25 protein-coding genes are annotated in these 26646 nt (G+C 60.3%); 16 read left to right on the top strand and 9 right to left on the bottom strand.

Annotated elements, in window-relative coordinates; genetic code table 11:
- Positions 1-35: 35 nt before the first annotated feature.
- The 3 genes from ACA052_RS06055 to dinG all read right to left on the bottom strand — a co-directional run bounded on the left by ACA052_RS06055 (position 36) and on the right by dinG (position 6016).
- On the bottom strand, positions 36-1181 hold the full coding sequence (locus ACA052_RS06055) for a serine hydrolase domain-containing protein (RefSeq protein ID WP_497648828.1): 1146 nt from the start codon (positions 1179-1181) through the stop codon (positions 36-38).
- A 174-nt stretch (positions 1182-1355) separates the two neighbouring features.
- Entirely contained in the window at positions 1356-3776 is a 2421-nt protein-coding gene (locus ACA052_RS06050; protein ID WP_497648827.1) for a beta-galactosidase, read from the bottom strand.
- A gap of 95 nt (positions 3777-3871) precedes the next feature.
- Positions 3872-6016: an ATP-dependent DNA helicase DinG gene (gene dinG, locus ACA052_RS06045; RefSeq protein WP_497648826.1), complete on the bottom strand. Its 2145-nt coding sequence runs from the start codon at positions 6014-6016 to the stop codon at positions 3872-3874.
- 99 nt (positions 6017-6115) lie between these two features.
- Here dinG and ACA052_RS06040 point away from each other — a divergent pair, with 99 nt between their 5' ends.
- On the top strand, positions 6116-6580 hold the full coding sequence (locus tag ACA052_RS06040; protein WP_497648825.1) for a CopD family protein: 465 nt from the start codon (positions 6116-6118) through the stop codon (positions 6578-6580).
- Between the two features lie 129 nt (positions 6581-6709).
- On the opposite strand, the gene ACA052_RS06035 is transcribed toward ACA052_RS06040, so the two are convergent.
- From ACA052_RS06035 to ACA052_RS06020, 4 genes are all read right to left on the bottom strand, one after another.
- Positions 6710-7468 (bottom strand): collagen-like triple helix repeat-containing protein, encoded by a 759-nt coding sequence (locus ACA052_RS06035; RefSeq protein ID WP_497648824.1) that lies wholly within the window; start codon positions 7466-7468, stop codon positions 6710-6712.
- A complete protein-coding gene (locus ACA052_RS06030) occupies positions 7461-7739 on the bottom strand; it encodes a DUF1145 domain-containing protein (protein WP_497648823.1) in 279 nt (92 codons plus the stop codon). The genes ACA052_RS06035 and ACA052_RS06030 overlap by 8 nt, the downstream gene beginning before the upstream one ends.
- Positions 7740-7887: 148 nt before the next feature.
- Positions 7888-8604, bottom strand: a complete 717-nt coding sequence (locus ACA052_RS06025; protein WP_497648822.1) for a PA1041 family peptidoglycan-binding anchor lipoprotein — start codon at positions 8602-8604, stop codon at positions 7888-7890.
- Between the two features lie 89 nt (positions 8605-8693).
- Positions 8694-9389 (bottom strand): PA1041 family peptidoglycan-binding anchor lipoprotein, encoded by a 696-nt coding sequence (locus ACA052_RS06020; protein WP_497648821.1) that lies wholly within the window; start codon positions 9387-9389, stop codon positions 8694-8696.
- 191 nt (positions 9390-9580) lie between these two features.
- On the opposite strand from ACA052_RS06020, the gene ACA052_RS06015 reads away from it, so the two are divergent.
- The 4 genes from ACA052_RS06015 (at position 9581) to ACA052_RS06000 (ending at position 11433) form a co-directional block, all read left to right on the top strand.
- Positions 9581-10078, top strand: a complete 498-nt coding sequence (locus ACA052_RS06015; protein WP_497648820.1) for a DUF6231 family protein — start codon at positions 9581-9583, stop codon at positions 10076-10078.
- A gap of 4 nt (positions 10079-10082) precedes the next feature.
- Entirely contained in the window at positions 10083-10559 is a 477-nt protein-coding gene (locus ACA052_RS06010; RefSeq protein WP_497648819.1) for a YchJ family protein, read from the top strand.
- A gap of 161 nt (positions 10560-10720) precedes the next feature.
- Positions 10721-11215, top strand: coding sequence for an LEA/WHy family protein (locus ACA052_RS06005; RefSeq protein WP_497648818.1), 495 nt, complete (start codon positions 10721-10723; stop codon positions 11213-11215).
- On the top strand, positions 11212-11433 hold the full coding sequence (locus ACA052_RS06000) for an SEC-C metal-binding domain-containing protein (protein WP_497648817.1): 222 nt from the start codon (positions 11212-11214) through the stop codon (positions 11431-11433). The genes ACA052_RS06005 and ACA052_RS06000 overlap by 4 nt, the downstream gene beginning before the upstream one ends.
- Positions 11434-11610: 177 nt before the next feature.
- Here ACA052_RS06000 and ACA052_RS05995 read toward each other — a convergent pair whose 3' ends face one another.
- Complete coding sequence (locus tag ACA052_RS05995; RefSeq protein ID WP_497650275.1) at positions 11611-12168, bottom strand: cysteine hydrolase family protein; 558 nt, start codon at positions 12166-12168, stop codon at positions 11611-11613.
- Positions 12169-12314: 146 nt separating this feature from the next.
- Here ACA052_RS05995 and ACA052_RS05990 point away from each other — a divergent pair, with 146 nt between their 5' ends.
- From ACA052_RS05990 to pdeM, 11 genes are all read left to right on the top strand, one after another.
- Positions 12315-12959, top strand: a complete 645-nt coding sequence (locus ACA052_RS05990; protein WP_497648816.1) for a glutathione binding-like protein — start codon at positions 12315-12317, stop codon at positions 12957-12959.
- A gap of 195 nt (positions 12960-13154) precedes the next feature.
- Entirely contained in the window at positions 13155-15605 is a 2451-nt protein-coding gene (locus ACA052_RS05985; protein WP_497648815.1) for a penicillin acylase family protein, read from the top strand.
- A gap of 155 nt (positions 15606-15760) precedes the next feature.
- Positions 15761-16795 (top strand): ligase-associated DNA damage response exonuclease, encoded by a 1035-nt coding sequence (locus tag ACA052_RS05980; RefSeq protein ID WP_497648814.1) that lies wholly within the window; start codon positions 15761-15763, stop codon positions 16793-16795.
- Positions 16792-18480 carry an ATP-dependent DNA ligase gene (locus tag ACA052_RS05975; protein ID WP_497648813.1) on the top strand — a complete coding sequence of 563 codons (1689 nt, stop codon included), beginning with the start codon at positions 16792-16794 and terminating at the stop codon, positions 18478-18480. The genes ACA052_RS05980 and ACA052_RS05975 overlap by 4 nt, the downstream gene beginning before the upstream one ends.
- A 307-nt stretch (positions 18481-18787) precedes the next feature.
- Positions 18788-19570 carry a transporter substrate-binding domain-containing protein gene (locus tag ACA052_RS05970; protein ID WP_497648812.1) on the top strand — a complete coding sequence of 261 codons (783 nt, stop codon included), beginning with the start codon at positions 18788-18790 and terminating at the stop codon, positions 19568-19570.
- A 56-nt stretch (positions 19571-19626) separates the two neighbouring features.
- Positions 19627-20355 (top strand): ABC transporter permease, encoded by a 729-nt coding sequence (locus tag ACA052_RS05965; protein WP_497648811.1) that lies wholly within the window; start codon positions 19627-19629, stop codon positions 20353-20355.
- Entirely contained in the window at positions 20352-21062 is a 711-nt protein-coding gene (locus ACA052_RS05960; RefSeq protein ID WP_497648810.1) for an ABC transporter permease, read from the top strand. The genes ACA052_RS05965 and ACA052_RS05960 overlap by 4 nt, the downstream gene beginning before the upstream one ends.
- Before the next feature lie 12 nt (positions 21063-21074).
- Positions 21075-22193, top strand: a complete 1119-nt coding sequence (locus ACA052_RS05955) for a succinylglutamate desuccinylase/aspartoacylase family protein (RefSeq protein ID WP_497648809.1) — start codon at positions 21075-21077, stop codon at positions 22191-22193.
- A 13-nt stretch (positions 22194-22206) separates the two neighbouring features.
- Positions 22207-22971 (top strand): ABC transporter ATP-binding protein, encoded by a 765-nt coding sequence (locus tag ACA052_RS05950; protein ID WP_497648808.1) that lies wholly within the window; start codon positions 22207-22209, stop codon positions 22969-22971.
- A gap of 177 nt (positions 22972-23148) precedes the next feature.
- Positions 23149-25635, top strand: a complete 2487-nt coding sequence (locus ACA052_RS05945) for a ligase-associated DNA damage response DEXH box helicase (RefSeq protein ID WP_497648807.1) — start codon at positions 23149-23151, stop codon at positions 25633-25635.
- On the top strand, positions 25635-26288 hold the full coding sequence (pdeM, locus tag ACA052_RS05940) for a ligase-associated DNA damage response endonuclease PdeM (RefSeq protein ID WP_497648806.1): 654 nt from the start codon (positions 25635-25637) through the stop codon (positions 26286-26288). The genes ACA052_RS05945 and pdeM overlap by 1 nt, the downstream gene beginning before the upstream one ends.
- Positions 26289-26419: 131 nt before the next feature.
- Here the strand turns inward: pdeM and ACA052_RS05935 are convergent, their stop codons facing one another.
- Positions 26420-26629: a hypothetical protein gene (locus ACA052_RS05935; protein WP_150630745.1), complete on the bottom strand. Its 210-nt coding sequence runs from the start codon at positions 26627-26629 to the stop codon at positions 26420-26422.
- Positions 26630-26646: the final 17 nt, after the last annotated feature.

The following is a 26646-nucleotide window of genomic DNA, read 5'->3' as shown; positions in this document are numbered from 1 at the left end:
TGTCAGGTTCCGATTCTGGAACCCCCGAGCGTGTTTTACAGACAAGTGGCCAGTACTCGCACAAGCGTTTGTGCGCGTGGATCCATCAAGACGTACGGGCCCAGTGTATTTGTCACAAAACCGAAGGCGACATCGTGTTCCGGATCAGCAAAGCCGATGGAACCGCCTGCGCCGGGATGACCGAAGGCCCTTGGGCCGAGGCCGAAAGTGGCGTTGGGCACGTCCGGTTGATCGAGCATGCAACCCAACCCGAAACGGGTCCGGGTCAATAAAGTCTTGTCTTCGCCGAGGCTGTGCTCGCGGGTCAGTTCGTCGAGCAACTCGCTTTCCAGCAGGCTGCCATCGAGCAGACCGGTGTAGAACCCGGCCAGGCTGCGGGCATTGCCGTGGCCGTTGGCCGCCGGCTGCTGCATGCGCCGCCACTCGGGTTTGTTGGTGCTGGTCATGATCGACGGCGGATTGGTGAACGCCCGGGTGGTCATGGCCGTCGGTTCGCGCATCGTCACCTGCAGCAGGCGCTGGGCCGCCGCATCGCCGACATTGCCTTTGCCACGGGCGATGTGCGCCACGCGATGGAATTCTTCATCCGCCAGACCGACATGAAAATCCAGCCCCAAGGGTTTGGCGACACGAGCGACGATGGATTCGCCCGGGCCACGCCCGTCGACGCGGCGCAACAACTCGCCCACCAGCCAGCCATAGGTGATCGCGGCATAACCGTGACCTTCGCCCGGTGTCCACCATGGCGATTCAGCGGCCAGGGCATCGACCATGGTTTGCCAGTCGTAAAGCGCTTCGGGGGCCAGCAATTCGCGCAGCGCCGGCAGACCGGCCTGGTGGCAGAGCAGGTGACGCAGGGTCACGGCTTCCTTGCCGGCGGCGGCGAATTCGGGCCAGTAGCGGGCAACCGGTGCATCCAGTTGCAGCTTGCCTTCGGCCACCAGTTGCAAGGCGGTGACGGCGGTGAAGGTCTTGGTGCAGGAGAACAGGTTGGCGAGGGTGTCGCTGTGCCAGGCCTCAGTGCCATCCTTGTCGGCGGTACCGGACCAGAGGTCGACGACGGTTTCGCCACCGATCTGGATGCACACGGCTGCGCCACGTTCCTGGGGATCGTCGAACAGCGCCGCGAACGCTTCGCGAACCGCTTCGAACTTAAGCTCGTAATGACCCTGAATCTGCACCCGCAACTCCCTCGGATAATCGTTCTACAAAGTGGCCGGCATTGTTCCAGCCATTGATGGTTTTGGGAACAGGGTTGGGCTGGGCGGTCAAATCAAGATCAAAAGATCGCAGCCTGCGGCAGCTCCTACAGGGGGATTGTGTAGGAGTTGCCGCAGGCTGCGATCTTGACGATTTTAATGACCGTTGCCGGAATGCCCACCCGCATGCCCGGCGCCCTGCCCGACGCCTTTGCCGGCCTCGGCTTTGCGGCCGCCCTCGGCATCGTGGCTGGCTTTATTCGCTTCTGCCTTGGCCTTCTCGGCCTCTTTGCCCAACTGATCGACGGTCGCCAGGTTGCTCTTGCGCACGCTGTCGACAAAGCCCTGGAACGGCAGATCGGTAATCCCCACCAGGCCAAAGTGGCCATTCTCGCCATCCAGCAGACGACCGGTCACCGGTTGATCGAGGTACTGGAACCAGTGCACGCCGACAATCGACGGCTCACTCATCGCCTGTTTCAGGAAATTGGCGTAAGCCGGCCCCCGATCTTCTTCCTTGGCCAGCTGCGTCACGCCGCCCCAGAACGGGCCGCGATCCGTCGAGCCGAAGTTGAATTCGGTGATCAGCACCGGCTTGTCGAGGCTGCGCAGCTTGGCGAAGTCATAACCGTCCTGCGGTTGCAGCGTGTACATGTTGAAGCTCAACACATCGCAATACTGGGCGCAGGATTCAATGGCTTCCGGGGTGCTGATGGCAAAGCGACCGCCCAGCAACAACTGGTTCGGCGCATGCCACTTGAGCGAATCGGAGATGGTTTTGAAGTACGTGTCAGCGAAGACCTTCTGGAAGTATTTGAAGTCGGCTTCGATTTCCGGGTGTTCGGCATTTGGCACCGGCGGCACGAAGCCCGGGTCTTCCATCAATTCCCACGCCGGCAAGTCGATGCCCCAGGCTTTGGAAAGGCCGGCCTGATTGCGGTATTTATCCCGGAGTTGCTTGAGGAACGCGCGTTTTGCCGGCACGTCGGTGGTCATTTTCAAGGTGCCGTAAGCCAGCGCGTAGCGGGCTTTCGGGTCGTCACCCGAACCGGCCCAAGCCAGTTCGTTGTCGGCGAAATAACCGATCAACCACGGATCGTCGCGATGATCGCGAGCCGCGATGGCCACGGCACGTTCGGTCGCCATGGCAAAACGCGGGTCGAACGGATCGGGCATGCCGCCCCACCAGTCGGAACCGGTGCTGATGCTGGCGTAATCGCCGACGATCGATAGCGGCAAGGTGTAGGGCACGCGATCCGCGTTGCCCAGCGCCGGGTCGCTCCAGTTGCCGAGGGTATTGAAGCCCCAGGCTTGCAGGCGATCAAGGGTTTGACCGGCCCAGCGTTGCTCGTCAAGAACGGCTTTGCAAGGCTCGGCGGGGGTTTGCTCCGCCGCTTTCACGACGGTCGCGTCGACCGCTTCAGCCTTGGCCGCTTCGGCGACGCCGGCCTTGGTGTCGCTGCCCAGCGCACAAGGATTGCCATACAGGCGCTGCAAGTTGGCGCCATAGAAGTCATACCAACGACCCGCGTTATAACCACGGCCCTGATCGGCGCCATTGCCGCCCCGGTTGTCGCCTTCACCGTAGTGGCTGGCCAGCGGTTCTTCGGGTTTGGGCAGGGACTCGAACATCCATTCGCGACCGGCGATATAGGTCTGGTTGATGTCCGGAGTGACGGTGTTGACCCCCAGCGAATAGAACGGATGCCCTTCCGGCGTCACCAGATACCAGCGACCGTCACGTTTTTCTGTGCGGAAAAAGCCGCTGGCCTTGAACGACGGGCCTTTGGTCCAGCCACCAAACGTGTCCAGCGAAGACTTCTCGCGCTCGGCCAGCCAGGTTTTCAGTTGCTGACGTTCCTTGGCGGCGGCGCTTTTCAGTTGCTCATCGCTGCTGACCTTTTCCGGCCATTTGGCTCGGGTGGATTGGCCGTAAGCGTCCACCAGAGCGCCATACACCACTTGGGTCACCGCATCGCCATCCTGCACACCGAAGCGCTCCAGCAGGATGCTCTGGGCGACTTTCGGTTGATCCATCGACAAGGTCACCGACACTACCTGGCTGCGATCCAGCTCACCGGCGCTGCTGGCCAGCAATACGCGCTGACCGTCGACCGTCATCGGCATCGGCGGCCCGGCCTTCATGCCCTGGCTCAGCGCGGAATTCGCCACCAGCGGCACCAGCAGGGTTTGCGCGGGGCCGGCCGGCAGATCGACGCGACTGATCAGCGTCTTGCCGTCGTTGCTCTGGATTTTCACGTAGAGGGTCACGGCCCAGTTCATCGCGCTCTGGACCCGCAGGCTCATCACGCCCGACTGCGACCAGTCCCACGCGCCGGTTTGCGGGGTCAGGCGCAACAATGGTTGCGACACCGGGTTGAACGTTACCCGGCGCAACACTTCGCCTTCGGCCGTTTGCTCCGCGTTGGATTGCGGCAGGCTGGCATCCTGAGTCGCCACCTGGACTACATCGGCAGGGCGCACAAAATTGAACAGCGTCTGTTGGCCGGCAGGGGCCGCCAGCAAAGGGGCTGCAAACATCAGGGCAAATACGGCGGGCAGCGAACGGCGAATCATGAGAACGAAATTCTCCCTAACGACCAACAATGGCCAGTGGAAAAGCGATGGTAGAGAGATAGACAACGCGGTGGGCGCATTTGCCCACCGGTGTATCAGGAAATTTCACGTCGGAAGGGTGGCAACGCATTGAGGATCGCCTTGCCATAGCGCTGGGTGACCAGGCGCCGGTCGAGCAAGGTGATCGTGCCTCGGTCCTCTTCGGTGCGAAGCAGGCGACCGCAGGCCTGGACCAGTTTCAGCGAAGCGTCGGGCACGGAGATTTCCATGAACGGATTGCCGCCACGGGCCTCAATCCATTCGGCCAGGGCCGCTTCGACCGGGTCGTCAGGCACCGAGAACGGAATTTTGGCGATCACCACGTGCTCGCAATATGCGCCCGGCAAGTCGACCCCTTCGGCAAAACTCGCCAGGCCGAACAGCACGCTGGAATCGCCGCCATCGACGCGCGCCTTGTGCTTGTTCAGGGTTTCCTGTTTCGACAGGTTGCCTTGAATGAACACTTGCTTGCGCCAGTCGCGGTCAAGGCCATCGAACACGTCCTGCATCTGTTTGCGCGAGGAGAACAGCACCAGCGTACCGCGCGAGCCTTCGACCAACTGCGGCAGGTCACGGATGATCGCAGCGGTGTGGGCCGGCGCATCCCGAGGGTCGGCTTTCAAATCCGGCACTCGCAACACGCCAGCATCCGCGTGATGAAACGGGCTAGGGACCACGGCGGTGACGGCTTTTTTCGGCAGCCCCGCGCGCATGCGGAAGCGGTCGAAAGTGCCGAGCGCGGTCAGGGTCGCCGAGGTCACCAGAGCGCCATAGGCCACGTTCCACAGGTTGCGCCGGAGCATTTCCGCCGCGAGGATCGGGCTGGCGTTGACCTCGATATCGAACAGCGAACCGCTTTCGGCCAGGGTCAACCAGCGAGCCATGGGCGGATTGTCTTCCGGGTCTTCAGCGGTGAACGCGCCCCACAACTCCCAGTTGCCCGAAGAACGCGACAACAGGCTACCGAACAGTGGATACCACTCTTCGGCCTGATTGCTGGCGATGCCAATGTTGACCTCGCCATCCATGCCTTCCTTGAGTAACTCGGTCAGGCGAGTGAACAGGTCGGTGAGACGGGCAAAACCCTTCTTCAACTCGACGCCCATTTCGCGCATGTGCTCCGGAATCACCCCGCCGACAAAGCGATGACGTGGCCGCTCACGGCCTTCGACGTCTTCGCCGGGTTTGAAATCGGCGACCTGCTCACACGCGGTGAACATGAACTGCTGCTGGGTCTTGATCTCACGGGCCAGTTCCGGCACCTGCTCGATCAACTTGCCCAGATCGCCCGGCAACGGGTGCTGGGAGAGCAATTTGGTGAGGTTCTTGGCGGTGGTTTCCAGCCAGTCGGCGGTGGAACGCAGCCGTGTGTAATGGGCAAAATGCCCAATGGCCTTGTCCGGCAGGTGGTGGCCTTCGTCGAAGACGTAGATGGTGTCGCGCGGGTCCGGCAATACCGCACCGCCGCCCAAGGCCAGGTCGGCCAGGACCATGTCGTGGTTGGTGACGATCACGTCGACCTTGCCCATGCCTTCGCGGGCCTTGTAGAAGGCGCACTGGCCGAAGTTCGGGCAATGGCGGTTGGTGCATTGGCTGTGATCGGTGGTCAGGCGCGCCCAATCGGCATCTTCCAGGGCGGTGGACCAACTGTCGCGGTCGCCGTCCCATTTATTCCCGGCAAGTTTTTCAATCATGCTGGTGAACAGCTTCTGACTGGCTTCATCGACTTCGATCTTGAAGCCTTCTTCTTCGAACATCTGCGCCGTGGCCGTTTGTGCGTGGCCTTCCTGAAGCAGCATGTCGAGCTTGGACAGGCACATGTAGCGCCCGCGGCCCTTGGCCAACGCGAAGCTGAAATTCAGCCCGCTGTTGCGCATCAGGTCGGGCAAGTCCTTGTAGACGATCTGTTCTTGCAGGGCCACGGTAGCCGTGGCGATCACCAGGCGTTTGCCGGCGGCCTTCGCGGTCGGGATCGCCGCCAGGCTGTAGGCCACGGTCTTGCCGGTACCGGTGCCGGCTTCCACCGCGACAATCGCGGGGTCGCCACTGCGCCGGCCTTCGTCGTCGGTGTCGATGTCACCCAGGACTTTGGCAATTTCGGCGATCATCAGACGTTGGCCGTAGCGCGGTTTCAGGCTCTTGGCTTCGAGAAAACGCGAGTAGGCGCCCTGGATCGTGGTTTTGAGTTCGGTGCTGATCATGGATTGTCGGGCGCAAAAAACGCTGGATAAATTTTCAGTGGTTCGGATCGGCCGCTATCATACCCCGCTAATTAATCCCGCGCAGAACGGAGTACCTCAATGACACCTTTTGGCATCGTTTACACCCTGCATGTCTTGTCCGCCCTGGTGTGGGTCGGCGGCATGTTTTTCGCCTGGATGGTCTTGCGCCCCGCGGCCATGAAGGCGCTCGAAGGCCCGGCCCGCTTGAAGTTGTGGGTCGAAGTGTTTCAAGGTTTTTTCCGCTGGGTCTGGGTGGCGGTGGTGCTTTTGCCGGTCAGCGGTGTGGGCATGATTCATTTGCAGTTTGCCGGCTTCGAAGCCGCGCCGCGCTACGTGCAGGTAATGATGGGGTTGTACGTGGTGATGACCGCGCTGTTTATCCGGATTCAGGCGTTGATGCTGCCTGAACTGCGCGTTGCTGTAGCGGCGCAGGATTGGCCGACGGGCGCTGCGGTGCTGGGGAAGATTCGCAGGTTGGTGGGGATCAATCTAATTGTGGGGTTGGTGCTGGTGGCGATTGCTGCGGCAAGGCCGATATTTTAAAAGCTTCGAGGGCAAGCCTCGCTCCTACAGGTTTTGTGTCGCTCGCAAATGCCTTGAACGACAAAATCCTGTAGGAGCGAGGCTTGCCCGCGAAGGCGATCAATCAGACGACATAGATGTCGATATCACTTACAACTGCTGAACCGTCACCGCCCCCGCCGCACCGGCAGGCCCCGGTTGGCCGTCAGCGCCAGGTTTACCGCTCTTGCCGCCATCGGTCTTGTAGACGAAGCAACCTTTGGCTTTGCCACCCGCCCCCGGCTTGCCGCCAGGGCCGGCCACGCCGCCCGCGCCGCCCGCGACCTGAACCTTGATCTGCTCCGTCGGATAATCACGCGGCACTTCCAGCCTGACCAGCGCACCCGGTGCACCCGGTTGGCCGTCACTGCCGTCACTGCCATCGGCTCCGCGACCCGCCTGGCCCCAGGTGCAACCCGGCGCCTGACCATTGGCCCCATCGAGTCCGACAAAACCCGGTGCACCTGCGCCCCCCCGTGCGTCGACCATCAACTGCGGCGCATTCAATGCCTTGATCTGCACGTTCAGATTGCGTCCCGAACGGGCCGCCTTGAGGTAAGTCCCCGGCGCACCGCGAGCGGTAATCTGGCTGCCTTCGGACAACTCGGCACGGCTGACCTTCAACTCCAGCGCCTTTTCGCTGGGTACGATGGCAATCCGCGCTTCACGCCCCAGGTGCAATTCGCCGACGGTGACCTCAGTCACGTTCGACGGAATCAGCAACGTCCCGTAATCAGCCACTTCCAGGCGCTCCAGCTGCAAGGTGCTGGCGGTGTTGGGCAAGCGCATCAGGGAATTGGTTTCGACGCTCACTACTTGGGCGCAGGCGAACGGGCTGATGAGTGCGGCGAGCAGACAGAGTTTACGCATGGGAAGCCTTCGGTGCGGTCGGAGCGGGGATGGTTTGCAGGTGGAAAACGCCGAAAAAGATGATCTTCAGACGATCAAGCCAAGGGTGAGCGCGACCTTTGAGGCTGCGATTGCAGAACAACACCTCAAGCAGATGAAGAGCCGCCAACAGGCTGCCGGCCACATTGAGTAAAAAATGCAACGGATGGACAAACGGAATGAGCAGATTGGCCAGCACCACCAGCCAGAACAGCAGGGTCAACAGCTTCCCCAGCCACCAAAAAACCTTCATACGCTCCCCCGCTGAGAATTATTCTTTGCGCGCACAGTAACGGCTTCCATGCGGGATAAGCCAGAGGGCAACGGAAAATTCTTCATGAAGGCCGCCGAATGGCCGTCGGATCAGCGTGCATTGTTATCCGACGGCTCTATTACGGGGCTCAGCGATTGATGTGCAACTCTACGCGACGGTTTTTCGCACGCCCCTCGTCTGTGTCGTTGTCGGCCACCGGCTGGCTTTCGCCCTTGCCTTCACTGGTGAGTTTGTTTGGCGCCACTCCCTGGCGCAACAGGTAGGCCGCCACACTGCTGGCGCGCCGTTCCGAAAGCGCCTGGTTATAGGCATCCGAACCCACGCTATCGGTATGGCCGATCACTTTGATGCTCACCACATCGGCGTCCTGCAATTTGCCCATGATCGAATCCAGCTGACTCTGCGCCGCCGGGGTCAGGTCGGACTTGTTGAAGGCAAATAGCACGTCGCCCGCGTCGCTCAGGGTGATGACTTCGGCTTGCACCGGCTCCGGCTTGACGCTGGCCGGGTATTGCGGCAACGGGCAACCGTGATGTTCGACGGGGGTATTGGCCGGGGTGTCGGGGCAACGATCACGTCGGTCGAAAACGCCATCGCCGTCTTCGTCGCCATCCTGGGCGTAGCAGATCAAGCCACCGGTCAAGATACCGAGCGCTGCTCCACCGGCCGCCCAACCGCCACTTTCGAGTGCACCCAGACCTCCACCGACCAGCCCGCCGATGACGCTGCAGATCGGCCAGGTTCGTTGATTGAGGGGGGCAGTGCCATCGCTGTGAGTAGCGCAACCGGTCAACAGGCTGCCAAGCAGCAGAACCGGCAAGACGGTCCGTGAAAGAATGCTCATGGGGAAAGCTCCTGTGTTACCGGCCAATACCGGTCACACAGGAGTAAAGACCCGCATCCGCGACTGCACAAGCCGCGGATGCGAGGGGGCTAGCGGTTGATTTTGATTTCAGTGCGACGGTTTTGCGCGCGACCGTCAGCGGTTTTGTTGTCGGCAACCGGCTGGCTTTCACCGGCACCGGTTACGGACACGAACTCGCTGCGTGGTACGCCTTGGGAAATCAGGTATTCAACCACCGAGTGAGCACGACGATCCGACAGCTTCTGGTTGTAGGCATCACTCCCCACGCTGTCAGTGTGACCGGTGACGGTCAGTTGGGCGGTGCTGGACTCCTGCTTCAGTCGAGTAGCGATTTTGTCGAGTACATCTTTATCCGAAGGAGTCAGCGTGGCCTTGTCGAACTGGAAGTGCACATCACGGATGACAATGACTTCTTCCTTGACCACCGCCGCCTCTTCAACCACTGGTGCAGGCACAGGTGGAGGGCAACCGTCCGCATCGACTTTCACGCCGTGAGGTGTGCCTGGGCACTTGTCGCGGCTATCCGGCACACCATCGCCGTCTTCGTCGCCATCACCGTGAACCCAGCAATAGGCCGCAGCCGTGCCGCCGACGAGCAGCGCGCCATACCCCGCCCATGCCGAGCTCTCGGTCGCACCGAGACCTGCGCCCACGACACCGCCGACCGCCGCACAGGTCGGCCAGTCGGTTTTCTGCAAACCTGCGCAACCAGTCAACACACTGGTTAGCAGAACCAAGGGTAATGCTGTCCGAACTATGCTCATCTAGTTTTCTCCTGAAGGATCGGCTTAGAACCGATTCACGTAGTAAAGACCCGACCTTTAATCTCCGCCAGCAATAGGCCATCGCTGTTTTTTTCCCGTGTTCAGGGACGTTCGCCGCTTTTTGCGCCAAGACGCTCTAGGCCCGAGCCTTTGAGCAGGCTAGTCTTGGCAGCTCTGATTGAGGATCTTTGATGATTGCAGGTATTTCTTCGCGTACTCCGCAGCAGGCGCTGGCCGCTTTGCTGGATCGTTACGCCCCCGAGCGATTGCTGCTGATCGGCGCCAGCGAATTCCCTGCGCTGGAAGCGTTCAAGCTCGCGCACCCCGACAGCTGCGTGGCTTACGCGGCGCCGGGGCCCTTGCCGGCCGAATTGGCCGCGCGGCGGTTTGACCTGGCGCTGGTCGTCGATTGCCTCGAACATTTACCCAAGCGCGATGGCCTGAATTTGCTCGGCGGGATCCGCAACCTCAACGCCAGTCGGATTGCGGTGCTGGCGGACTTGCCGGCCAGTGGCTGGCAGGAAACGGATTTCTTTTCCCTGGCCCTGCAAGCCAGCGAACGTTTCCAGCGCGATGAACAAGTGCTGACGTTGTTCACCTACGATCTGCTTGACTACAAACAAGTACCCGACTGGCTCAACTCACGCTTCTGGGCCAATCCGGAAAACTTCGGGAAATATTGGTGGTAATGCCATGAGTACATCCATTTGCCCTTGCGGCAGCGGCACGCTGCTCGACGCCTGCTGCGGTCACTACCACGACGGTCATCCGGCGCCCTGCGCCGAAGCCTTGATGCGTTCGCGCTACAGCGCTTATGTACTGGGCCTGATCGACTATCTGGTGGCGACCACTTTGCCGGCGCAACAGGCGGGTCTCGATCGTCAGTCCATCAGCGACTGGAGCGCGCGAAGCACCTGGCTGGGCCTGGAAGTGGAAAGTTCCGAGGTCTTCGGCGGTCAGCCGGAACACGCCTTTGTCACGTTCACTGCGCGCTGGCATGACGGCAGCGGCGAACACAGCCACCGCGAGCGCTCGTCATTCGTGCAGAACGCCGGCCACTGGTATTTCATCGACCCCACCGTGCAGCTCAAGGCCGGACGAAACGACGCGTGCCCGTGCGCCAGCGGGCAGAAGTTCAAGAAATGCTGTGCGGGTTATTTCGGCGCCTGAAACGAGTGACCTGTAGCAGCTGCCGAAGGCTGCGTTCGGCTGCGAAGCAGTCGTAAAATCAGGCAATGCGGTTGTTTCAGGCAAACCGAGTCAGCAGGATTGACGACTGCTTCGCAGCCGAACGCAGCCTTCGGCAGCTGCTACAAGGGAGAGGTATCACCATGACCACCCAGCCGCGCGCCTTACAGACCTTCACCCTGCTCCTGTTTTTGGGGCTCGGAGGCTGCGCGTCCTGGTTCAGCAGCGATGAGCCGGAACCCGAAGTGCATCTGGTCAAGGTCGAAGTGGTCCGGGCCAAATTGATGGAGCAACGTTTCCTGCTGCACTTTCGCGTGGACAACCCGAACGACAGCGATCTGACCGTGCGCGGCCTGGAATACCGTATTCACTTGGGCGACATGCTGCTCGCCGAAGGCGAGCACGAACACTGGTTTACGGTGGGCCCCCAGCGCAGCGCCTATTTCAAGGTGCCGATCCGCACCAACTTGTGGCCGAAGATTCGTGACCTGGTGAAACTGCTGAAAAAACCTGATCAGTCCATTCCCTATCGTCTGGAAGGTGAGCTGGAAACCGGTTTATTCATCGCGCACTACGTGCACCTGGCGCGTAATGGCGTGATAATCCCCGCCGATTTAATTCCGGAGCAACACCGATGACTCAGCAACCCCACGTCCATGGCCCTGACTGCAACCACGACCACGACCACGACCATCATGACCATCACGATCACGATCACGATCATGGCCATGTCCACGGTCCGAACTGCGGTCACGCCCACCAGGAACCGGTACGCAACGCCCTGAAAGACGTCGGTCGCAATGACCCTTGCCCATGTGGCAACGGCAAGAAATTCAAGAAGTGCCACGGCGCTTGAGGCTTCGGGCGAATATATTTTTCGCCTGTTGAATCGCCTTCGCGAGCAGGCTCCCGCAAGGTTTATGTCAATCACAAAACCAATGTGGGAGCGAGCCTGCTCGCGATAGCGGCGGTACATTCTCAATCACCTTGTCAGTTAGACCGCCATCGCGAGCAGGCTCGCTCCCACAGGTTTTCAGTCGGCTGACAGAACGTTTGCAGAGTTCAAGACCGTCGCGTATTCCCCGTGCAAATTCCCCAGCGACATCGCATGCACGTCCTCCGCCGAATGCGCATGACCAAAAAAATCCGCCTTGTCGAAGGTAAAGCACGCATCCTCCGCGACCCACGTATCGAACCCCAGATTCCCCGCCGTTCGCGCCGTGGACTCCACCGAGTTATGAGTCGCCACGCCGACAATCACCAATTGCTCGATCCCCGCCTCGCGCAAACTCACCTCCAGCCCCGTCGCGCAAAACGCGTCCGGCACCTGTTTCTGGATCAACTGCTCGCCAGCCAACGGCTGGAACCGCTCCTGAAATTCCACCCCTGATTGCTGCGGCCAGAACACCGAGTCCGGTGAACGGGACAGATGCTGCACATGAATCACCGGTCGCCCGGTTAGCCGCCAATGCGCCAGCAAATCAAGGATGCGCGCCTCGGCCTGAGGGTTGTTCCGGCGCCCCAACCTGGGGTGCAGGATGCCTTTTTGTTGATCGATGATGATCAGCGCTGCGTTTGTCTTGAGCTCCATGACGACTTTTCTCATGCGGGGTCATTGAATTTCCCGCACTTCAGCATCACCTCCTCTTACAGACAAGCCATCGATCGCAAACAGGACGACCTAATGCCGGCGGTTGCTGTCCGTACATCACGACGTCCCTTGTTTTGGAGCACTCCATGATCGACTTGTATTACTGGACCACCCCCAACGGCCACAAAATCTCGATATTCCTGGAAGAAGCCGGCCTGCCGTACAACGTGCACCCAATCAACATCAGCCAGAACGAACAATTCCAGCCTGCCTTTCTGAAAATCTCTCCGAACAACAGAATCCCGGCCATCGTCGACCATGAACCCGTCGATGGCGGTGAACCGTTATCGGTGTTCGAGTCCGGGGCGATCTTGCTGTACCTGGCGGAGAAAACCGGCCAGTTCCTGCCCACCGATCTGCGTGGTCGTCAGCTGGCGTTGCAGTGGCTGTTCTGGCAGATGGGTGGTTTGGGGCCGATGGCCGGGCAGAATCATCACTTCAGCCAGTTCGCACCGGAAAAAATCCCTTACGCGATCAAGCGCTACATCGACGAGACCGCGCGTCTTTACGGGGTGCTCGACAAGCAACTGGCGAACCATGAGTTCGTTGCCGGCAGTGAATACAGCATCGCCGACATGGCGATCTATCCGTGGATCGTTTCCCACAAGTGGCAGAGCCAGAACCTTGAGGACTTCCCGAATGTGCTGCGCTGGTTTAATCACATACAGAATCGGCCGGCGACGGTGAAGGCGTATGCGTTGGCGGCGAAGGTCAACCCACCAAAACCCTGATTGAAGATCAAAAGATCGCAGCCTGCGGCAGCTCCTACAGGGGATTGACGTACACCCTGTAGGAGCTGCCGCAGGCTGCGATCTTTTGCCGTTGGCGGACCAAATCTTGAAATAACCCCGCCCGCAGCTTGCGCGCCCACCTCCTGCTCTCTAACGTAGCGCCTTTACTGACGCTACCCCCGCAGGAGCTTTGCCATGGCCTCGCCAGCCCTTACACATTTTCTTCCCCGGTTCGGCGTTGCCGCAGCAGTGGCCGGTGTTTTGAGCCTGACCGGTTGTCAGACCTGGAACACCCAGGACACCCTCCAGCCGACCACCGGCGTGCAGCCGCTCAAAGGTCTGGCGCAAAACGTTTCGGTGCGCCGCAATGCCATGGGCATGCCGCTGATCGAAAGCAACAGCTTCCATGACGCGCTATTCGCCCTCGGCTACGTCCACGCCAGCGACCGCATCACGCAAATGGTCACCCTGCGCTTGTTGGCTCAGGGTCGTTTGTCGGAAATGTCCGGTTCGGACTTGCTGGAGGCTGACCGCTACATGCGTGCGGTCAACCTGAAGAAAAGCGCCGGCGAGTTGTACAAGGCGTCTTCGCCACGCCTCAAGCGTTTCTTCGAAGTCTATGCGCGCGGGGTCAACGCCTACCTGTTCCGCTACCGCGACAAGTTGCCGGCGGACCTCGCAGCCAGCGGCTACAAGCCTGAATATTGGCAGCCGGAAGATTCGGCGCTGATTTTCTGCCTGCTGAATTTCAGCCAGTCGGCCAACTTGCCGGAAGAAATCTCTTCGCTGGTACTGGCTCAAACCATCAGCAACGACAAGCTTCCTTGGCTGGAACCTGCCGCTCCCGACGAAAAACTGCCGTTGGCCGAAGGCGAAAAACTTCAGGGCATCAAGCTCAACGGACAAATCCCGGGGCTGGCCGAAGTCAGCAAAGCCACCGACCAGTTGTCCGGCCTGAGCCTGCTGGGCGCCACGTCATCGAACAACTGGGCCATCGCCCCGCAACGCAGCCGCAGCGGTAAAAGCCTGCTGGCGAGCGACAGCCATGGGCCTCTGGGCGTGCCGTCGTTGTTCAGCTACGTGCAGATTCGTGCACCGAAGTACCAGGCCTCTGGCGTGACCATTGCCGGTTTGCCAATGGTGCTCGGCGGTTTCAACGGCAAAGTGGCGTGGAGCATGACCACGGTCATGGGCGACAACCAGGACCTGTTCCTGGAAAAAATCAAGCGCCAGGGCAACGGCCTCACTTATGAGGTCAACGGCAAATGGCAGCCGGTGATCGTGCGCAACGAAACCTACTTCGTCAAAGGTCAGCGTCCGATTCGCGAAGCGGTGTACGAAACTCGCCACGGGCCGCTGCTCAATAGCGCCCAAGGCACCACGCTGGGTAACGGCTTTGGCCTGGCACTGCAAACGCCGAGCTTCGCCGACGACAAGACCCTTGATGCATTTTTTGACTTGTCCCGGGCGCAGAACGTCGAGAAAGCCTCGGACGCCAGCCGCGAAATCCGCGCCATCGCGCTGAACCTGGTGTTCGCCGACGCCAGCAACATCGGCTGGCAGGTCACCGGTCGCTACCCGAACCGTCGCGAAGGCGAAGGCCTGCTGCCATCGCCGGGCTGGGAAGGTCGTTACGATTGGGACGGTTACGCCGACCCGATGCTCCATCCGTATGACCAGGACCCGGCCCAAGGCTGGCTCGGCACTGCCAACCAGCGGGTCATTCCTCATGGCTATGGCATGCAACTGTCCAATTCCTGGTCGGCACCGGAGCGTGGCGAACGGATGGCCGAACTGGCGGGCGTGGGCAAACACGACACGCGCAGCCTGATCAACATGCAATACGACCAGACCACGACTTTCGCCACCAAACTGAAGAAGATGTTTGAAGCGCCGGGCATGGCCCAACCACTCAAACAGGCCATCGAAGCGTTGCCTGCCGCTGATCGCGACAAGGCTCGCGAGGCGTATACGCGCCTGATGGCGTTTGACGGCAAGCTCAGCCCGACCTCCGCCGACGCGGCAATCTATGAGCTGTTCTTGCAGGAAAGCACCAAACAGATCTTCCTCGACGAACTGGGCCCTGAAAGCAGCCCGGCGTGGAAAGCGTTTGTCGCCAATGGCAAGTTGTCCTACGCGGCACAGGCCGATCACTTGCTCGGTCGCGAGGACAGTCCGTTCTGGGATGACACGCGCACACCGCAGAAAGAGGACAAGCCGGCGATCCTCGCCCGCAGCCTGGCGGCGGCGATCAGCGCGGGCGACAGCCAGTTGGGCGGCGATCGCAAAGCCTGGCAGTGGGGCAAACTGCACCGCTACGAATGGAAGAACGCCAGTGGGCAGACGGTTCGCGGTCCACTCGCGGCCGGCGGCGATCACACCACGCTGAACACCGCAGCGTTCGCCTGGGGCCAGGACTTCAACACTACACTGGCGCCGGCCATGCGCTTTATCGTCGACTTCGGCCAGGCCGAACCGCTGATGGGCCAGAACGGCACCGGCCAGTCCGGCAACCCGGCCAGCCCGAATTACCTCGACAGCATTGATCCGTGGCTCAAGGGGCAGTACATGAGCTTGCCGATGCAGCCGCAGAACTTTGACAAGGTGTATGGGAGCAAGCGGTTGACCCTGACACCGGGTAAATAAGATCAAAAGATCGCAGCCTTCGGCAGCTCCTACAGGGATTCGCGTTTATCTGTAGGAGCTGCCGAAGGCTGCGATCTTTTGCTTTTCGATTTCGATAGAACTTCTGGGTTCGCGCAAACCTCATAGCTAACAAGTCCCTCCATTTTGGTATCGACGTGGATCTTGTTATTGCGCGTCCCGAAGGCCTGTACTGCCCCGCCGGCGATTTCTATATCGATCCGTGGCGTCCGGTCGAGCGTTCGGTCATCACCCACGCTCATGGCGACCATGCCCGCACTGGCAATGAGCATTACTTGGCGGCCGCACCCGGCGAAGGCATCCTGCGCGCTCGATTGGGCCAGGACATCCACCTGCAAACCCTGCCGTACGGCGAGCGCTTGCTGCATCACGGCGTCACCCTGAGCTTTCACCCTGCCGGCCACGTCCTTGGCTCGGCGCAGGTGCGCCTGGAATACGGTGGCGAAGTCTGGGTCGCCTCGGGGGATTACAAAATCGAGCCCGACGGCACTTGCGCTCCGTTCGAACCGGTGCGCTGCCACACCTTCATCACTGAATCGACGTTTGGCCTGCCCATCTATCGCTGGCAACCCCAGGCGCAGGTCTTTGCCGAGATCAATCAGTGGTGGCAAGCCAACGCCGCCGAAGACAAAACCAGCGTGTTGTTCTGCTATTCATTCGGCAAGGCCCAGCGAATTCTCCACGGCATCGATGCCAGCCTCGGCCCTATTCTGACCCACGGTGCGGTAGAACCCCTGAATCGGGTGTATCGCGAGAGCGGCATTTACATACCGCCGACGATTTACGCCGGTGACGTCCAAAAGAGCGACCCGCTGATGCGCAAAGCGTTGGTCATCGCCCCGCCCTCGGCGGGTGCCAGCACCTGGATGCGGCGATTCGGTGACTACAGCGACGGCTTTGCCAGCGGCTGGATGCGCTTGCGCGGCACCCGGCGGCGGCGTGGTGTCGACCGCGGTTTTGTATTGTCCGACCATGCCGACTGGCCCGGTTTGCTCTGGGCCATCGAACAGACCGGCGCCGAGCGCGTGATGGTCACCCACGGTTCTGTCGCGGTGCTGGTCCGTCATTTGCGCGAGCAGGGACTGGAAGCGCAAGGTTTCAGCACTGAATACGGCGACGATGAGGAAGAAGCCGAAATCGCAGAACCCGCCAGCGCCGAGGTGCCGGCATGAAATCCTTCGCCGAGCTGTATGCCGAACTCGACGCGACCACTTCAAGCAACGCCAAACTGGCGGCGATGCAGAAATACTTTGCGCAGGCCGCGCCGGATGACGCGGCGTGGGCGGTGTACTTCCTGTCCGGCGGGCGGCCCCGACAATTGGTACCTGTGCGCGTACTGCGAGAGCTGGCAGTAGCTTTTTCCGGCCTGTCGCCGTGGTTGTTCGAAGAGAGTTATCAGGCCGTCGGCGACATGGCGGAAACCATTTCCCTGGTATTGCCCGAGACGCCGCATACGTCTACCGATGGGTTGGCGGTATGGATCGAAGACAAACTGCTACCGCTGCGCGGTGAAGATCCGTCGGTGCTCGCCGAAAGATTGCCCGCCCTGTGGTCGCAACTGGACCGCCAGAGCCTGATGCTCTGCATCAAGTTGATCACCGGCAGTTTCCGCGTCGGAGTCTCGAAATTGCTGGTGACCCGTGCCCTGGCAGCCATGGCAGGTCTCGACAGCAAACGCGTCGCCCAACGCCTGGTGGGTTACACCGACCTGTCCAACCGTCCAAGCGCCGCCAGTTACCTGAAACTGATCGCCGCCGAATCGCCCAACGAACATGCCCAGCGGGGCGGCCAGCCTTACCCTTTTTTCCTCGCTCATGCGCTGTCGCAGCCCGTCGAACAGTTCGACGCGTTGCTGGGGCCTGCCAGCCATTGGCAGGTGGAATGGAAGTGGGACGGCATCCGCGCCCAAGTGGTCAAGCGCGATGGGCAGTTGTGGATCTGGTCGCGTGGTGAAGAACTGGTGACCGAGCGCTTCCCCGAACTTGAGAGCTTGATTCACTGCCTGCCGGACGGCACGGTGATCGACGGGGAAATCGTCGCCTGGAAATCCCCGACACCCGGTACCGAGGATGCCTTCGACCCGCAAGCCCAGACCTCACCGGCGGTGCAACCCTTTGCCTTGCTGCAACAGCGGATTGGGCGCAAAACCCTCGGCAAGAAAATTCTCGATGATGTGCCGGTGGTCGTCCTCGCCTACGACCTGCTGGAATGGGGCGGTGATGACTGGCGCAATCAGACTCAGGCGACGCGTCGCACTCAACTGGAGCAAGTTATCTCCCGCTGCGACAACCCCGTGTTACTCGCCTCTCCCGTGCTGTCGGGCGAAGACTGGTTCGACCTTGAGCGGCAACGGGAAGCCTCGCGCAGCCTGGGTGTCGAAGGCATGATGCTCAAGGCACGGGGTGCGCTCTATGGGGTGGGCCGAACCAAGGACATGGGCATCTGGTGGAAATGGAAAGTAGACCCGTTCAGCGTCGACGCGGTGCTGATCTACGCGCAGCGGGGGCACGGTCGCCGGGCCAGTCTCTACAGCGATTACACCTTCGCGGTCTGGGACGGTCCGCCGGACGCCAGCGAACGCACACTCGTGCCGTTCGCCAAGGCTTACTCAGGGCTGACCGACGAAGAAATGCGCCAGGTGGACAGCATTGTGCGCAAAACCACGGTAGAGAAATTCGGGCCGGTGAGCAGTGTAAAACCGAGCCTGGTGTTTGAATTGGGGTTTGAAGGGATTGCCCTGTCCAAACGTCATAAAAGTGGCATTGCGGTGCGGTTTCCCAGGATGGTGCGCTGGCGACAGGACAAGTCTGTAGAAGAGGCCGATAACCTGGCAACGCTGCAGAATTTACTGGGCTAACCCGATTCCCTTGTGGGAGCGAGCTTGCTCGCGAAAATCCGTGTGTCAGCATCATTATCAGCGACTGACACTTTTTCGCGAGTAAGCTCGCTCCTACAGAAACCTTCGGCAAATCGACCAATTTGGTGCGGCTATTTATTGGTGCCCGTTTTCGTGCACAATCCCTCGCTGCCTTTTCTCGCATGACCTTTTAAAACACTTGTTCGGGACTCTGGTTCGGAAATTGCTACTTTCATAGAGTCTTACGCTTTCCAGTAACAATAATTCTGCGCCACAAGCGCTCATATTGGTTTTTAGGGATTGAATAATGAAAAAAGCATTGCTGACCCTTTCTGCACTGGCGTTGTGCATAGCTGCTGGCTCCGCCATGGCAAAGGAATACAAGGAACTGCGTTTCGGTGTTGACCCGTCCTACGCTCCGTTCGAGTCGAAAGCGGCCGACGGTAGCCTGGTGGGCTTCGACATCGATCTGGGGAACGCGATCTGCGCCGAGCTGAAGGTCAAGTGCAAATGGGTCGAAAGCGATTTCGACGGCATGATTCCAGGCCTGAAGGCCAATAAATTCGACGGTGTGATCTCTTCGATGACCGTCACCCCGGCCCGCGAAAAAGTCATCGACTTCTCCAGCGAGCTGTTCTCCGGCCCGACTTCCTTCGTGTTCAAGAAGGGTTCCGGCATTACTGCGGAAACCGCTTCTCTGAAGGGTAAAAAGGTCGGCTACGAGCAAGGCACCATTCAGGAAGCCTATGCCAAAGCCGTGCTGGACAAGGCCGGCGTGACCACTCAAGCCTACGCCAACCAGGACCAGGTCTATGCCGACCTGACTTCCGGTCGTCTGGATGCCTCGATTCAAGACATGCTGCAAGCCGAACTGGGCTTTTTGAAGTCGCCACAAGGCGCCGATTACGAAGTCAGCAAGCCAGTGGATGATCCTCTGCTGCCGGCTAAAACTGCTGTCGGTATCTCGAAAGGTAACAAAGACCTCAAGGCACTTTTGGATAAAGGTATCAAAGCGTTACACGACGATGGCACCTATGCCACCATTCAGAAGAAACACTTTGGCGATCTGAATCTGTTCAGCGGCAAATAATGCCCGGCGCCCATCTCGCGATGGGCGCTTTTTTCACCCGATCAGGTTGCTGATTTATGTTCGAAAACCTATTACAACACCTGGGGCTCTCAGCCTTCAGCCTCAAGGGCTTCGGCCCGTTGCTGATGGAAGGCACCTGGATGACCATCAAATTATCGGTGTTGTCGCTCTTGGTGGCCGTATTGCTCGGTCTGCTGGGCGCCAGTGCCAAGCTGTCAAAAGTCAAACTGGTGCGGGTCCCGGCCCAGATGTACACCACGCTGATTCGCGGCGTACCGGACCTGGTGCTGATGCTGTTGATTTTCTACAGCCTGCAAACCTGGCTGACGTCCTTTACCGACTTCATGGAATGGGAATACATCGAGATCAACCCATTCAGCGCCGGGGTCATCACCCTGGGCTTCATTTATGGTGCGTACTTCACCGAAACCTTCCGTGGCGCGATCCTCGCGGTACCGCGTGGTCAGGTCGAAGCCGCCACTGCCTATGGCCTGAAACGCGGTCAGCGTTTTCGTATCGTGGTGTTCCCGCAGATGATGCGTTTTGCCCTGCCTGGTATTGGCAACAACTGGATGGTGATGCTCAAGGCGACCGCGCTGGTGTCGATCATCGGCCTCGCCGATCTGGTCAAGGCGGCCCAGGATGCCGGTAAAAGTACCTATCAACTGTTCTACTTCCTGGTGCTGGCCGCCGTGATCTACCTGCTGATCACCAGCGCTTCCAACGTCGTCCTGCGCTGGCTCGAACGCCGCTACGCCGCCGGTTCCCGGGAGGCCGTACGATGATCGAACTCTTGCAGGAATACTGGAAACCCTTCCTCTATACCGACGGTTACCACATCACCGGCCTGGCCATGACCATGTGGCTGCTCAGTGCCTCGATCTTCATCGGTTTCCTGGTGTCGATCCCGCTGTCCATCGCTCGGGTTTCCCCGCACTTCTACATCCGCTGGCCGGTGCAGTTCTACACCTACCTGTTCCGCGGAACGCCGCTCTACATCCAGCTGTTGATCTGCTACACCGGTATCTACAGCCTGGCTGCCGTGCGTGCCCAACCGGTGCTGGATGCGTTTTTCCGCGATGCGATGAACTGCACCATCCTGGCCTTCGCCCTGAACACGTGCGCGTACACCACGGAGATCTTCTCCGGGGCGATTCGCAGCATGAACCATGGTGAAGTCGAAGCCGCGAAAGCCTACGGTCTGACGGGCTGGAAGCTGTATGCCTACGTGATCATGCCGTCCGCCCTGCGTCGCTCGTTGCCTTACTACAGCAACGAAGTAATCCTGATGTTGCACTCGACCACCGTGGCGTTCACCGCAACCATCCCGGACATCCTGAAAGTCGCTCGGGACGCCAACTCGGCGACCTTCCTGACCTTTCAGTCGTTTGGGATCGCCGCGTTGATCTACCTAACCGTGACCTTTGCGCTGGTCGGCCTGTTCCGTCTCGCTGAACGCCGATGGCTGGCGTTTCTTGGGCCGACCCACTAGGACTTTACGCACATGCGCCACCAGATACATAACCTGCTGGCCCCGCTGCCGGGGACCGCACGACAGATTCACAGTTTCCACTTCGGCCCGGAGTCGGCCAAAGGCAAAATCTACATCCAGTCCTCCCTGCACGCCGATGAAATGCCCGGCATGCTGGTCGCCTGGCACCTCAAGCAGCGTCTGGCGGAGCTGGAAGCCGCCGGCCGCCTGCGCAGCGAAATCGTACTGGTCCCGGTGGCAAACCCCGCGGGACTGGAACAGGTGCTGATGGATGTGCCTTTGGGCCGTTACGAGCTCGAAAGCGGACAGAATTTCAACCGCTGGTTCGTGGACTTGAGTGAAGAGGTCGGCAATGAAATCGAAGGCCTGCTCGGTGACGATCCCCAGCACAACCTCACGCTGATCCGCGACAGCCTGCGCAACGCGCTCGCGCGTCAGACGGCCGCCACTCAACTGCAATCCCAGCGCCTGACCCTGCAACGCCTGGCCTGTGATGCCGACATGGTGCTGGACCTGCATTGCGATTTCGAAGCGGTCGCGCACCTTTACACCACGCCCGAAGCCTGGCCGCAGGTCGAGCCGTTGGCACGATACATCGGTGCAGAAGCCAGTTTGCTGGCTACCGATTCCGGCGGCCAGTCGTTCGATGAATGCTTCACCCTGCTCTGGTGGCAGTTGAAAGAACGCTTCGGCGAGCATTTCGACATTCCGCTCGGCAGCTTCTCGGTCACCGTCGAATTGCGTGGCCAGGGTGACGTCAATCACCCGCTGGCCAGTCTCGACAGCCAGGCATTGATCGATTACCTGATTCACTACGGCGCCATCGCCGGCGAACCGGCGCCCCTGCCCGAATTGCCTTACCCCGCTACACCGCTGGCCGGGGTCGAACCGGTGGCCACGCCTGTGGGCGGGTTGCTGGTGTTCACCGCGCTGCCGGGGGAATACCTCGAAGCCGGGCAGCTGATCGCCGAAATTATTGACCCGATCAACGATCGCGTCACCCCTGTCCATTGCACCGCCGCCGGGCTGATGTACGCCCGTTCGCTGCGCCGCATGGCCACTGCCGGCATGGTGATCGCCCATGTCGCGGGCACCGAAGCCTATCGCAGCGGCTACCTACTTTCGCCTTGAGGATGCATGCCCCATGTACAAACTGACCATCGAAGGCCTGCATAAAAGCTATGGCGATCATGAAGTACTCAAAGGTGTTTCGCTCAAGGCCAACACTGGCGACGTCATCAGCCTGATCGGCGCCAGCGGCTCGGGCAAAAGTACCTTCCTGCGTTGCATCAACTTTCTCGAACAACCCAACGACGGCGCGATGAGCCTCGACGGGCAGAACATCCGCATGATCAAGGATCGTCACGGCATGCACGTGGCGGATGCCGATGAACTGCAACGGATTCGTACTCGCCTGGCCATGGTGTTCCAGCACTTCAACCTGTGGAGCCACATGACAGTGCTGGAAAACATCACCATGGCCCCGCGCCGGGTGCTGGGTTGCGACAAGAAAGAAGCCGAAGACCGTGCTCGACGCTACCTCGACAAGGTCGGGCTGGCGGCGCGTGTGGCCGATCAGTATCCGGCGTTCCTGTCCGGCGGCCAACAGCAACGGGTTGCCATCGCCCGCGCATTGGCCATGGAACCGGAAGTCATGCTGTTCGACGAACCGACCTCGGCGCTGGACCCGGAGCTGGTGGGCGAAGTGTTGAAAGTGATCCAGGGCCTGGCCGAAGAAGGCCGCACCATGATCATGGTCACCCATGAAATGAGCTTTGCGCGCAAAGTGTCGAGCCAGGTGTTGTTTCTGCACCAGGGGCTGGTCGAGGAAGAAGGCGCGCCGGAAGACGTGCTGGGCAATCCGAAAAGTGAACGGCTCCAGCAGTTCCTGAGCGGCAACCTCAAATAACAACGCCTCACAAAACTGTAGGAGCTGCCGCAGGCTGCGATCTTTTGATCTTGATTTTCTCAAGACCGCTGAAGATCAAAAGATCGCAGCCTGCGGCAGCTCCTACAGTTTGTCTTTAAACCTTTCGTATTGAGCTGTGGTCACTGAAAGAAGACTTTCAGAGCGCACACGGCCGGCATGGGCACCTCCCCCGACTACGCAAAACAGTGGTTCAGCGCCCGCGACTGGAAGCCATTCGCCTTTCAGAAACAGGTGTGGGCTGCCGTCAAACGCGGTGAGTCGGGGCTGCTGCATGCCAGTACCGGCGCGGGTAAAACTTATGCAGTCTGGTTTGCCGCGCTCAATCGCTTTGCCTCTTTTGTCGCTCCCGTTGAAGCACCTCGCAAACGAAAACCGGTGGCCGCAGCGCTGACGGTGCTGTGGATAACTCCCATGCGTGCGTTGGCGGCCGACACCGCCCGGGCACTCGAAGCGCCGCTAAACGACTTGCAGATTCCATGGAGCGTCGGCCTGCGAACCGGCGACACCAGCAGCAGCGAACGTGCACGCCAAAGCCGACGCCTGCCGACCACCCTGATCACCACGCCCGAAAGCCTGACCCTGATGCTCGCCCGCGCCGACGCGCAGACGGCGTTGTCGACGTTGCGCATGGTGGTGGTCGACGAATGGCACGAACTGCTCGGCAACAAGCGCGGCGTGCAACTGCAACTGGCCCTCGCCCGCCTTCGACGGTGGCACCCGGACCTGGTCGTGTGGGGCGTTTCCGCGACGCTGGGTAATCAGGCCCACGCCGAACAGGTATTAATCCCACAGGGCGGTGGCATCAGTGTTCAGGGCCAGACATCCAAGGAACTGCGGGTCGACACTTTGTTGCCGCCCTCCATCGAGCGATTTCCATGGGCCGGGCACATCGGTCTGAAGATGTTGCCGCAGGTGGTCGCCGAGATCGAGTCGAGCGCCAGCAGCCTGGTCTTCACCAACACTCGCGCGCAATCGGAGATCTGGTATCAAGCGTTGCTGGAGGCCCGCCCCGATTGGGCCGGGTTGATTGCGCTGCATCACGGTTCACTGTCACGCGATACCCGCGACTGGGTCGAGCGCGCCCTCAAGGACGGTCAACTCAAAGCGGTGGTCTGCACCTCGAGCTTGGACCTGGGCGTGGACTTTCTCCCGGTGGAGCGGGTGCTGCAAATCGGCTCGGCAAAAGGCGTGGCGCGACTGATGCAACGTGCGGGTCGTTCCGGGCATGCACCGGGACGCGTATCGCGGGTGACGCTGGTGCCGACTCATAGCCTGGAACTGATCGAAGCGGCCGCCGCGCAGGACGCCGTTGCGCAACGTCGTATCGAGCCCCGCGAGTCACCCCACAAACCGCTGGATGTGCTGGTCCAGCATCTGGTCAGCATGGCATTGGGCGGCGGGTTTCTGCCCGATGAGTTGTATGAAGAAGTACGCGGAGCCTGGGCTTATCGAGACCTCACCCTGGCGGAATGGGTTTGGGCGCTGGCTTTCGTACGTCACGGAGGGCTTTCCCTGACGGCTTACCCGGATTATCGCCGGGTCGAACCTGATGAAAGCGGTCTGTGGCGGGTACCCGATGCACGACTGGCTCGCCGGCATCGCATGAGCATCGGCACCATCGTCAGCGATGCGAGTATTCAGCTGAAGTTCTGGAGCAAGGGTGGCGGTGGCAAGCAGTTGGGGAGTGTCGAGGAAGGTTTTATCGCGAGGCTCAAGCCCGGCGACGGGTTTCTATTTGCCGGACGCTTGCTGGAATTGGTTCGGGTTGAAAACATGACGGCTTATGTCAAACGCAGCATCGCGAAAAAAGCCGCGGTACCGCGCTGGAATGGTGGGCGCATGCCACTTTCCAATGAACTGGCGCAAGCGGTGGTCGCGCGGTTCAGTGCGGCGGCACAGGGCGAGTTCGTCGGCCCGGAAATGCAGGCAGTGCGCCCGATGCTCGAAGTGCAACAACGCTGGTCCGGCTTGCCAACCACAGAGACGTTGCTTGCCGAGACGCTCAAATCCCGGGAGGGTTGGCATCTTTTCCTGTATCCCTTTGCCGGCCGTCAGGTGCATCTGGGATTAGCGAGCCTGCTGGCCTGGCGGATCAGCCAACAGCAGCCGGTGACGTTTTCCATCGCGGTGAATGATTACGGGCTGGAATTGCTCAGCGCCACGGCCGTGGACTGGTCGCATGTTTTGAGTCGCGATTTATTGAGTCCCGAGCATTTGCTGAACGACGTGCTCGCCAGTTTGAATGCCGGTGAATTGGCGCTTCGCCGCTTCCGGGAAATCGCAAGAATTGCTGGCCTGGTGTTCGCTGGCTACCCCGGCGCGCCCAAAAGCACGCGCCAGGTGCAGGCCTCCAGCGGGCTGTTCTTCGAGGTATTCAAACAATACGACGCCGGGAATCTGTTGCTGGCCCAGGCCGGGGAAGAAGTCTTACGCGAGGAACTGGATATTCGTCGCCTGGAACAGACGCTGGAGCGGCTCAACCGCCTGAAACTGGACGTGCACTCCATCAAGCGTCCTACGCCACTCGGGTTCCCACTGCTGGTGGAACGCATGCGCGAGAGCATGAGTTCGGAAAAGCTCGCGGATCGCATCCGACGCATGGTCAGCGACCTTGAGAAAACCGCTGAGACTGGGAGATCCTGATGAGTACGCCCTATCCGGTGCGCCTGGCGGGAGAAGAACTCTGGTTATTGCCGGAAAAGGCTATCTATTGGCCGGCCCAACAAGCGCTATTGATCGCCGACGTGCATTTCGGCAAAGCTGCCGCCTATCGGAGCCTTGGTCAACCCGTGCCGATGGGCACCACCGCGAGTAACATCGGCGTGCTGGACCGATTGCTGGCGGCGCTGCCCTGTCGTCAGCTGATTTTCCTTGGCGACTTTCTGCACGGCCCGGGCTCCCACGCAAAAGCCACGCTCAGCGCACTGTCAGATTGGCGAGCGCGGCACTGTGATTTGCCGATGACACTGATCCGCGGCAACCATGACAAACGTGCCGGTGACCCGCCCGACTCGCTGAACATCAGCGTTGTGCCAGAGCCGTTGCTACTGGGGCCGTTCGCGTTGCAACACGAACCCGATCCACATCCGGCTCGGCATGTGCTGGCCGGTCATGTGCATCCGGTTTACCGACTGAACGGGCGAGGACGACAGCATTTGCGATTGGCGTGCTTCAGGCTCGGCGAGGACATCAGCCTGCTACCGGCCTTTGGCGCGTTTACCGGCGGTTATCAGATCGAGCGGGCCGAGAACTGCAGGATTTTCGTCATCGGTGACAACGAAATATGGCCCTTGTAGGAGCGAGCTTGCTCGCGAAAAACGTTAACGGTGACGAGGACAGCCTGGATAAAACACTTTGCCCTCACGTCCATCGCGAGCAAGCTCGCTCCTACAACGGCAACATCCGGTGCCATTCAAACATCCGGCAATCAGGCAACAGGCGCGGGCGGCGGCTCATCCGGCAGCGTTGGTTCGCCGGGTTCCGTGGGTTGTTCGTTTGGGGTATCGGGATCAGGCTGGCCGGGAATGCCCCCTGCCATGCTGATGGGCGGGTGTGCCAACAAGGACCAGGCCAAAACGCCAACCTGATTGGGCTCAAGCCTTGCCAGTTCGGCACTTATTTGCGGATCGATCTTCATAAAGCACTCCTGAGCAT

Source organism: Pseudomonas sp. LBUM1644 (assembly GCF_059716195.1).
Note: the sequence above shows the minus strand (reverse complement) of the source record. Positions and strands in the feature narration are given on the sequence as shown.

Excerpts from the sequence above, each read along its gene's own strand:
- ACA052_RS06040 (WP_497648825.1), top strand. The coding sequence starts at position 6,116 with ATGACACCTTTTGGCATCGTTTACACCCTGCATGTCTTGTCCGCCCTG.
- dinG (WP_497648826.1), bottom strand. The coding sequence starts at position 6,016 with ATGATCAGCACCGAACTCAAAACCACGATCCAGGGCGCCTACTCGCGT.
- ACA052_RS05960 (WP_497648810.1), top strand. The coding sequence starts at position 20,352 with ATGATCGAACTCTTGCAGGAATACTGGAAACCCTTCCTCTATACCGAC.
- ACA052_RS06025 (WP_497648822.1), bottom strand. The coding sequence starts at position 8,604 with ATGAGCATTCTTTCACGGACCGTCTTGCCGGTTCTGCTGCTTGGCAGC.
- ACA052_RS05945 (WP_497648807.1), top strand. The coding sequence starts at position 23,149 with ATGGGCACCTCCCCCGACTACGCAAAACAGTGGTTCAGCGCCCGCGAC.
- ACA052_RS06000 (WP_497648817.1), top strand. The coding sequence starts at position 11,212 with ATGACTCAGCAACCCCACGTCCATGGCCCTGACTGCAACCACGACCAC.
- ACA052_RS06050 (WP_497648827.1), bottom strand. The coding sequence starts at position 3,776 with ATGATTCGCCGTTCGCTGCCCGCCGTATTTGCCCTGATGTTTGCAGCC.
- ACA052_RS05985 (WP_497648815.1), top strand. The coding sequence starts at position 13,155 with ATGGCCTCGCCAGCCCTTACACATTTTCTTCCCCGGTTCGGCGTTGCC.
- ACA052_RS05965 (WP_497648811.1), top strand. The coding sequence starts at position 19,627 with ATGTTCGAAAACCTATTACAACACCTGGGGCTCTCAGCCTTCAGCCTC.
- pdeM (WP_497648806.1), top strand. The coding sequence starts at position 25,635 with ATGAGTACGCCCTATCCGGTGCGCCTGGCGGGAGAAGAACTCTGGTTA.
- ACA052_RS05950 (WP_497648808.1), top strand. The coding sequence starts at position 22,207 with ATGTACAAACTGACCATCGAAGGCCTGCATAAAAGCTATGGCGATCAT.
- ACA052_RS06010 (WP_497648819.1), top strand. The coding sequence starts at position 10,083 with ATGAGTACATCCATTTGCCCTTGCGGCAGCGGCACGCTGCTCGACGCC.
- ACA052_RS06035 (WP_497648824.1), bottom strand. The coding sequence starts at position 7,468 with ATGCGTAAACTCTGTCTGCTCGCCGCACTCATCAGCCCGTTCGCCTGC.
- ACA052_RS06030 (WP_497648823.1), bottom strand. The coding sequence starts at position 7,739 with ATGAAGGTTTTTTGGTGGCTGGGGAAGCTGTTGACCCTGCTGTTCTGG.
- ACA052_RS05990 (WP_497648816.1), top strand. The coding sequence starts at position 12,315 with ATGATCGACTTGTATTACTGGACCACCCCCAACGGCCACAAAATCTCG.
- ACA052_RS06005 (WP_497648818.1), top strand. The coding sequence starts at position 10,721 with ATGACCACCCAGCCGCGCGCCTTACAGACCTTCACCCTGCTCCTGTTT.
- ACA052_RS05970 (WP_497648812.1), top strand. The coding sequence starts at position 18,788 with ATGAAAAAAGCATTGCTGACCCTTTCTGCACTGGCGTTGTGCATAGCT.
- ACA052_RS05975 (WP_497648813.1), top strand. The coding sequence starts at position 16,792 with ATGAAATCCTTCGCCGAGCTGTATGCCGAACTCGACGCGACCACTTCA.
- ACA052_RS05935 (WP_150630745.1), bottom strand. The coding sequence starts at position 26,629 with ATGAAGATCGATCCGCAAATAAGTGCCGAACTGGCAAGGCTTGAGCCC.
- ACA052_RS06015 (WP_497648820.1), top strand. The coding sequence starts at position 9,581 with ATGATTGCAGGTATTTCTTCGCGTACTCCGCAGCAGGCGCTGGCCGCT.
- ACA052_RS05955 (WP_497648809.1), top strand. The coding sequence starts at position 21,075 with ATGCGCCACCAGATACATAACCTGCTGGCCCCGCTGCCGGGGACCGCA.
- ACA052_RS05995 (WP_497650275.1), bottom strand. The coding sequence starts at position 12,168 with ATGGAGCTCAAGACAAACGCAGCGCTGATCATCATCGATCAACAAAAA.
- ACA052_RS06020 (WP_497648821.1), bottom strand. The coding sequence starts at position 9,389 with ATGAGCATAGTTCGGACAGCATTACCCTTGGTTCTGCTAACCAGTGTG.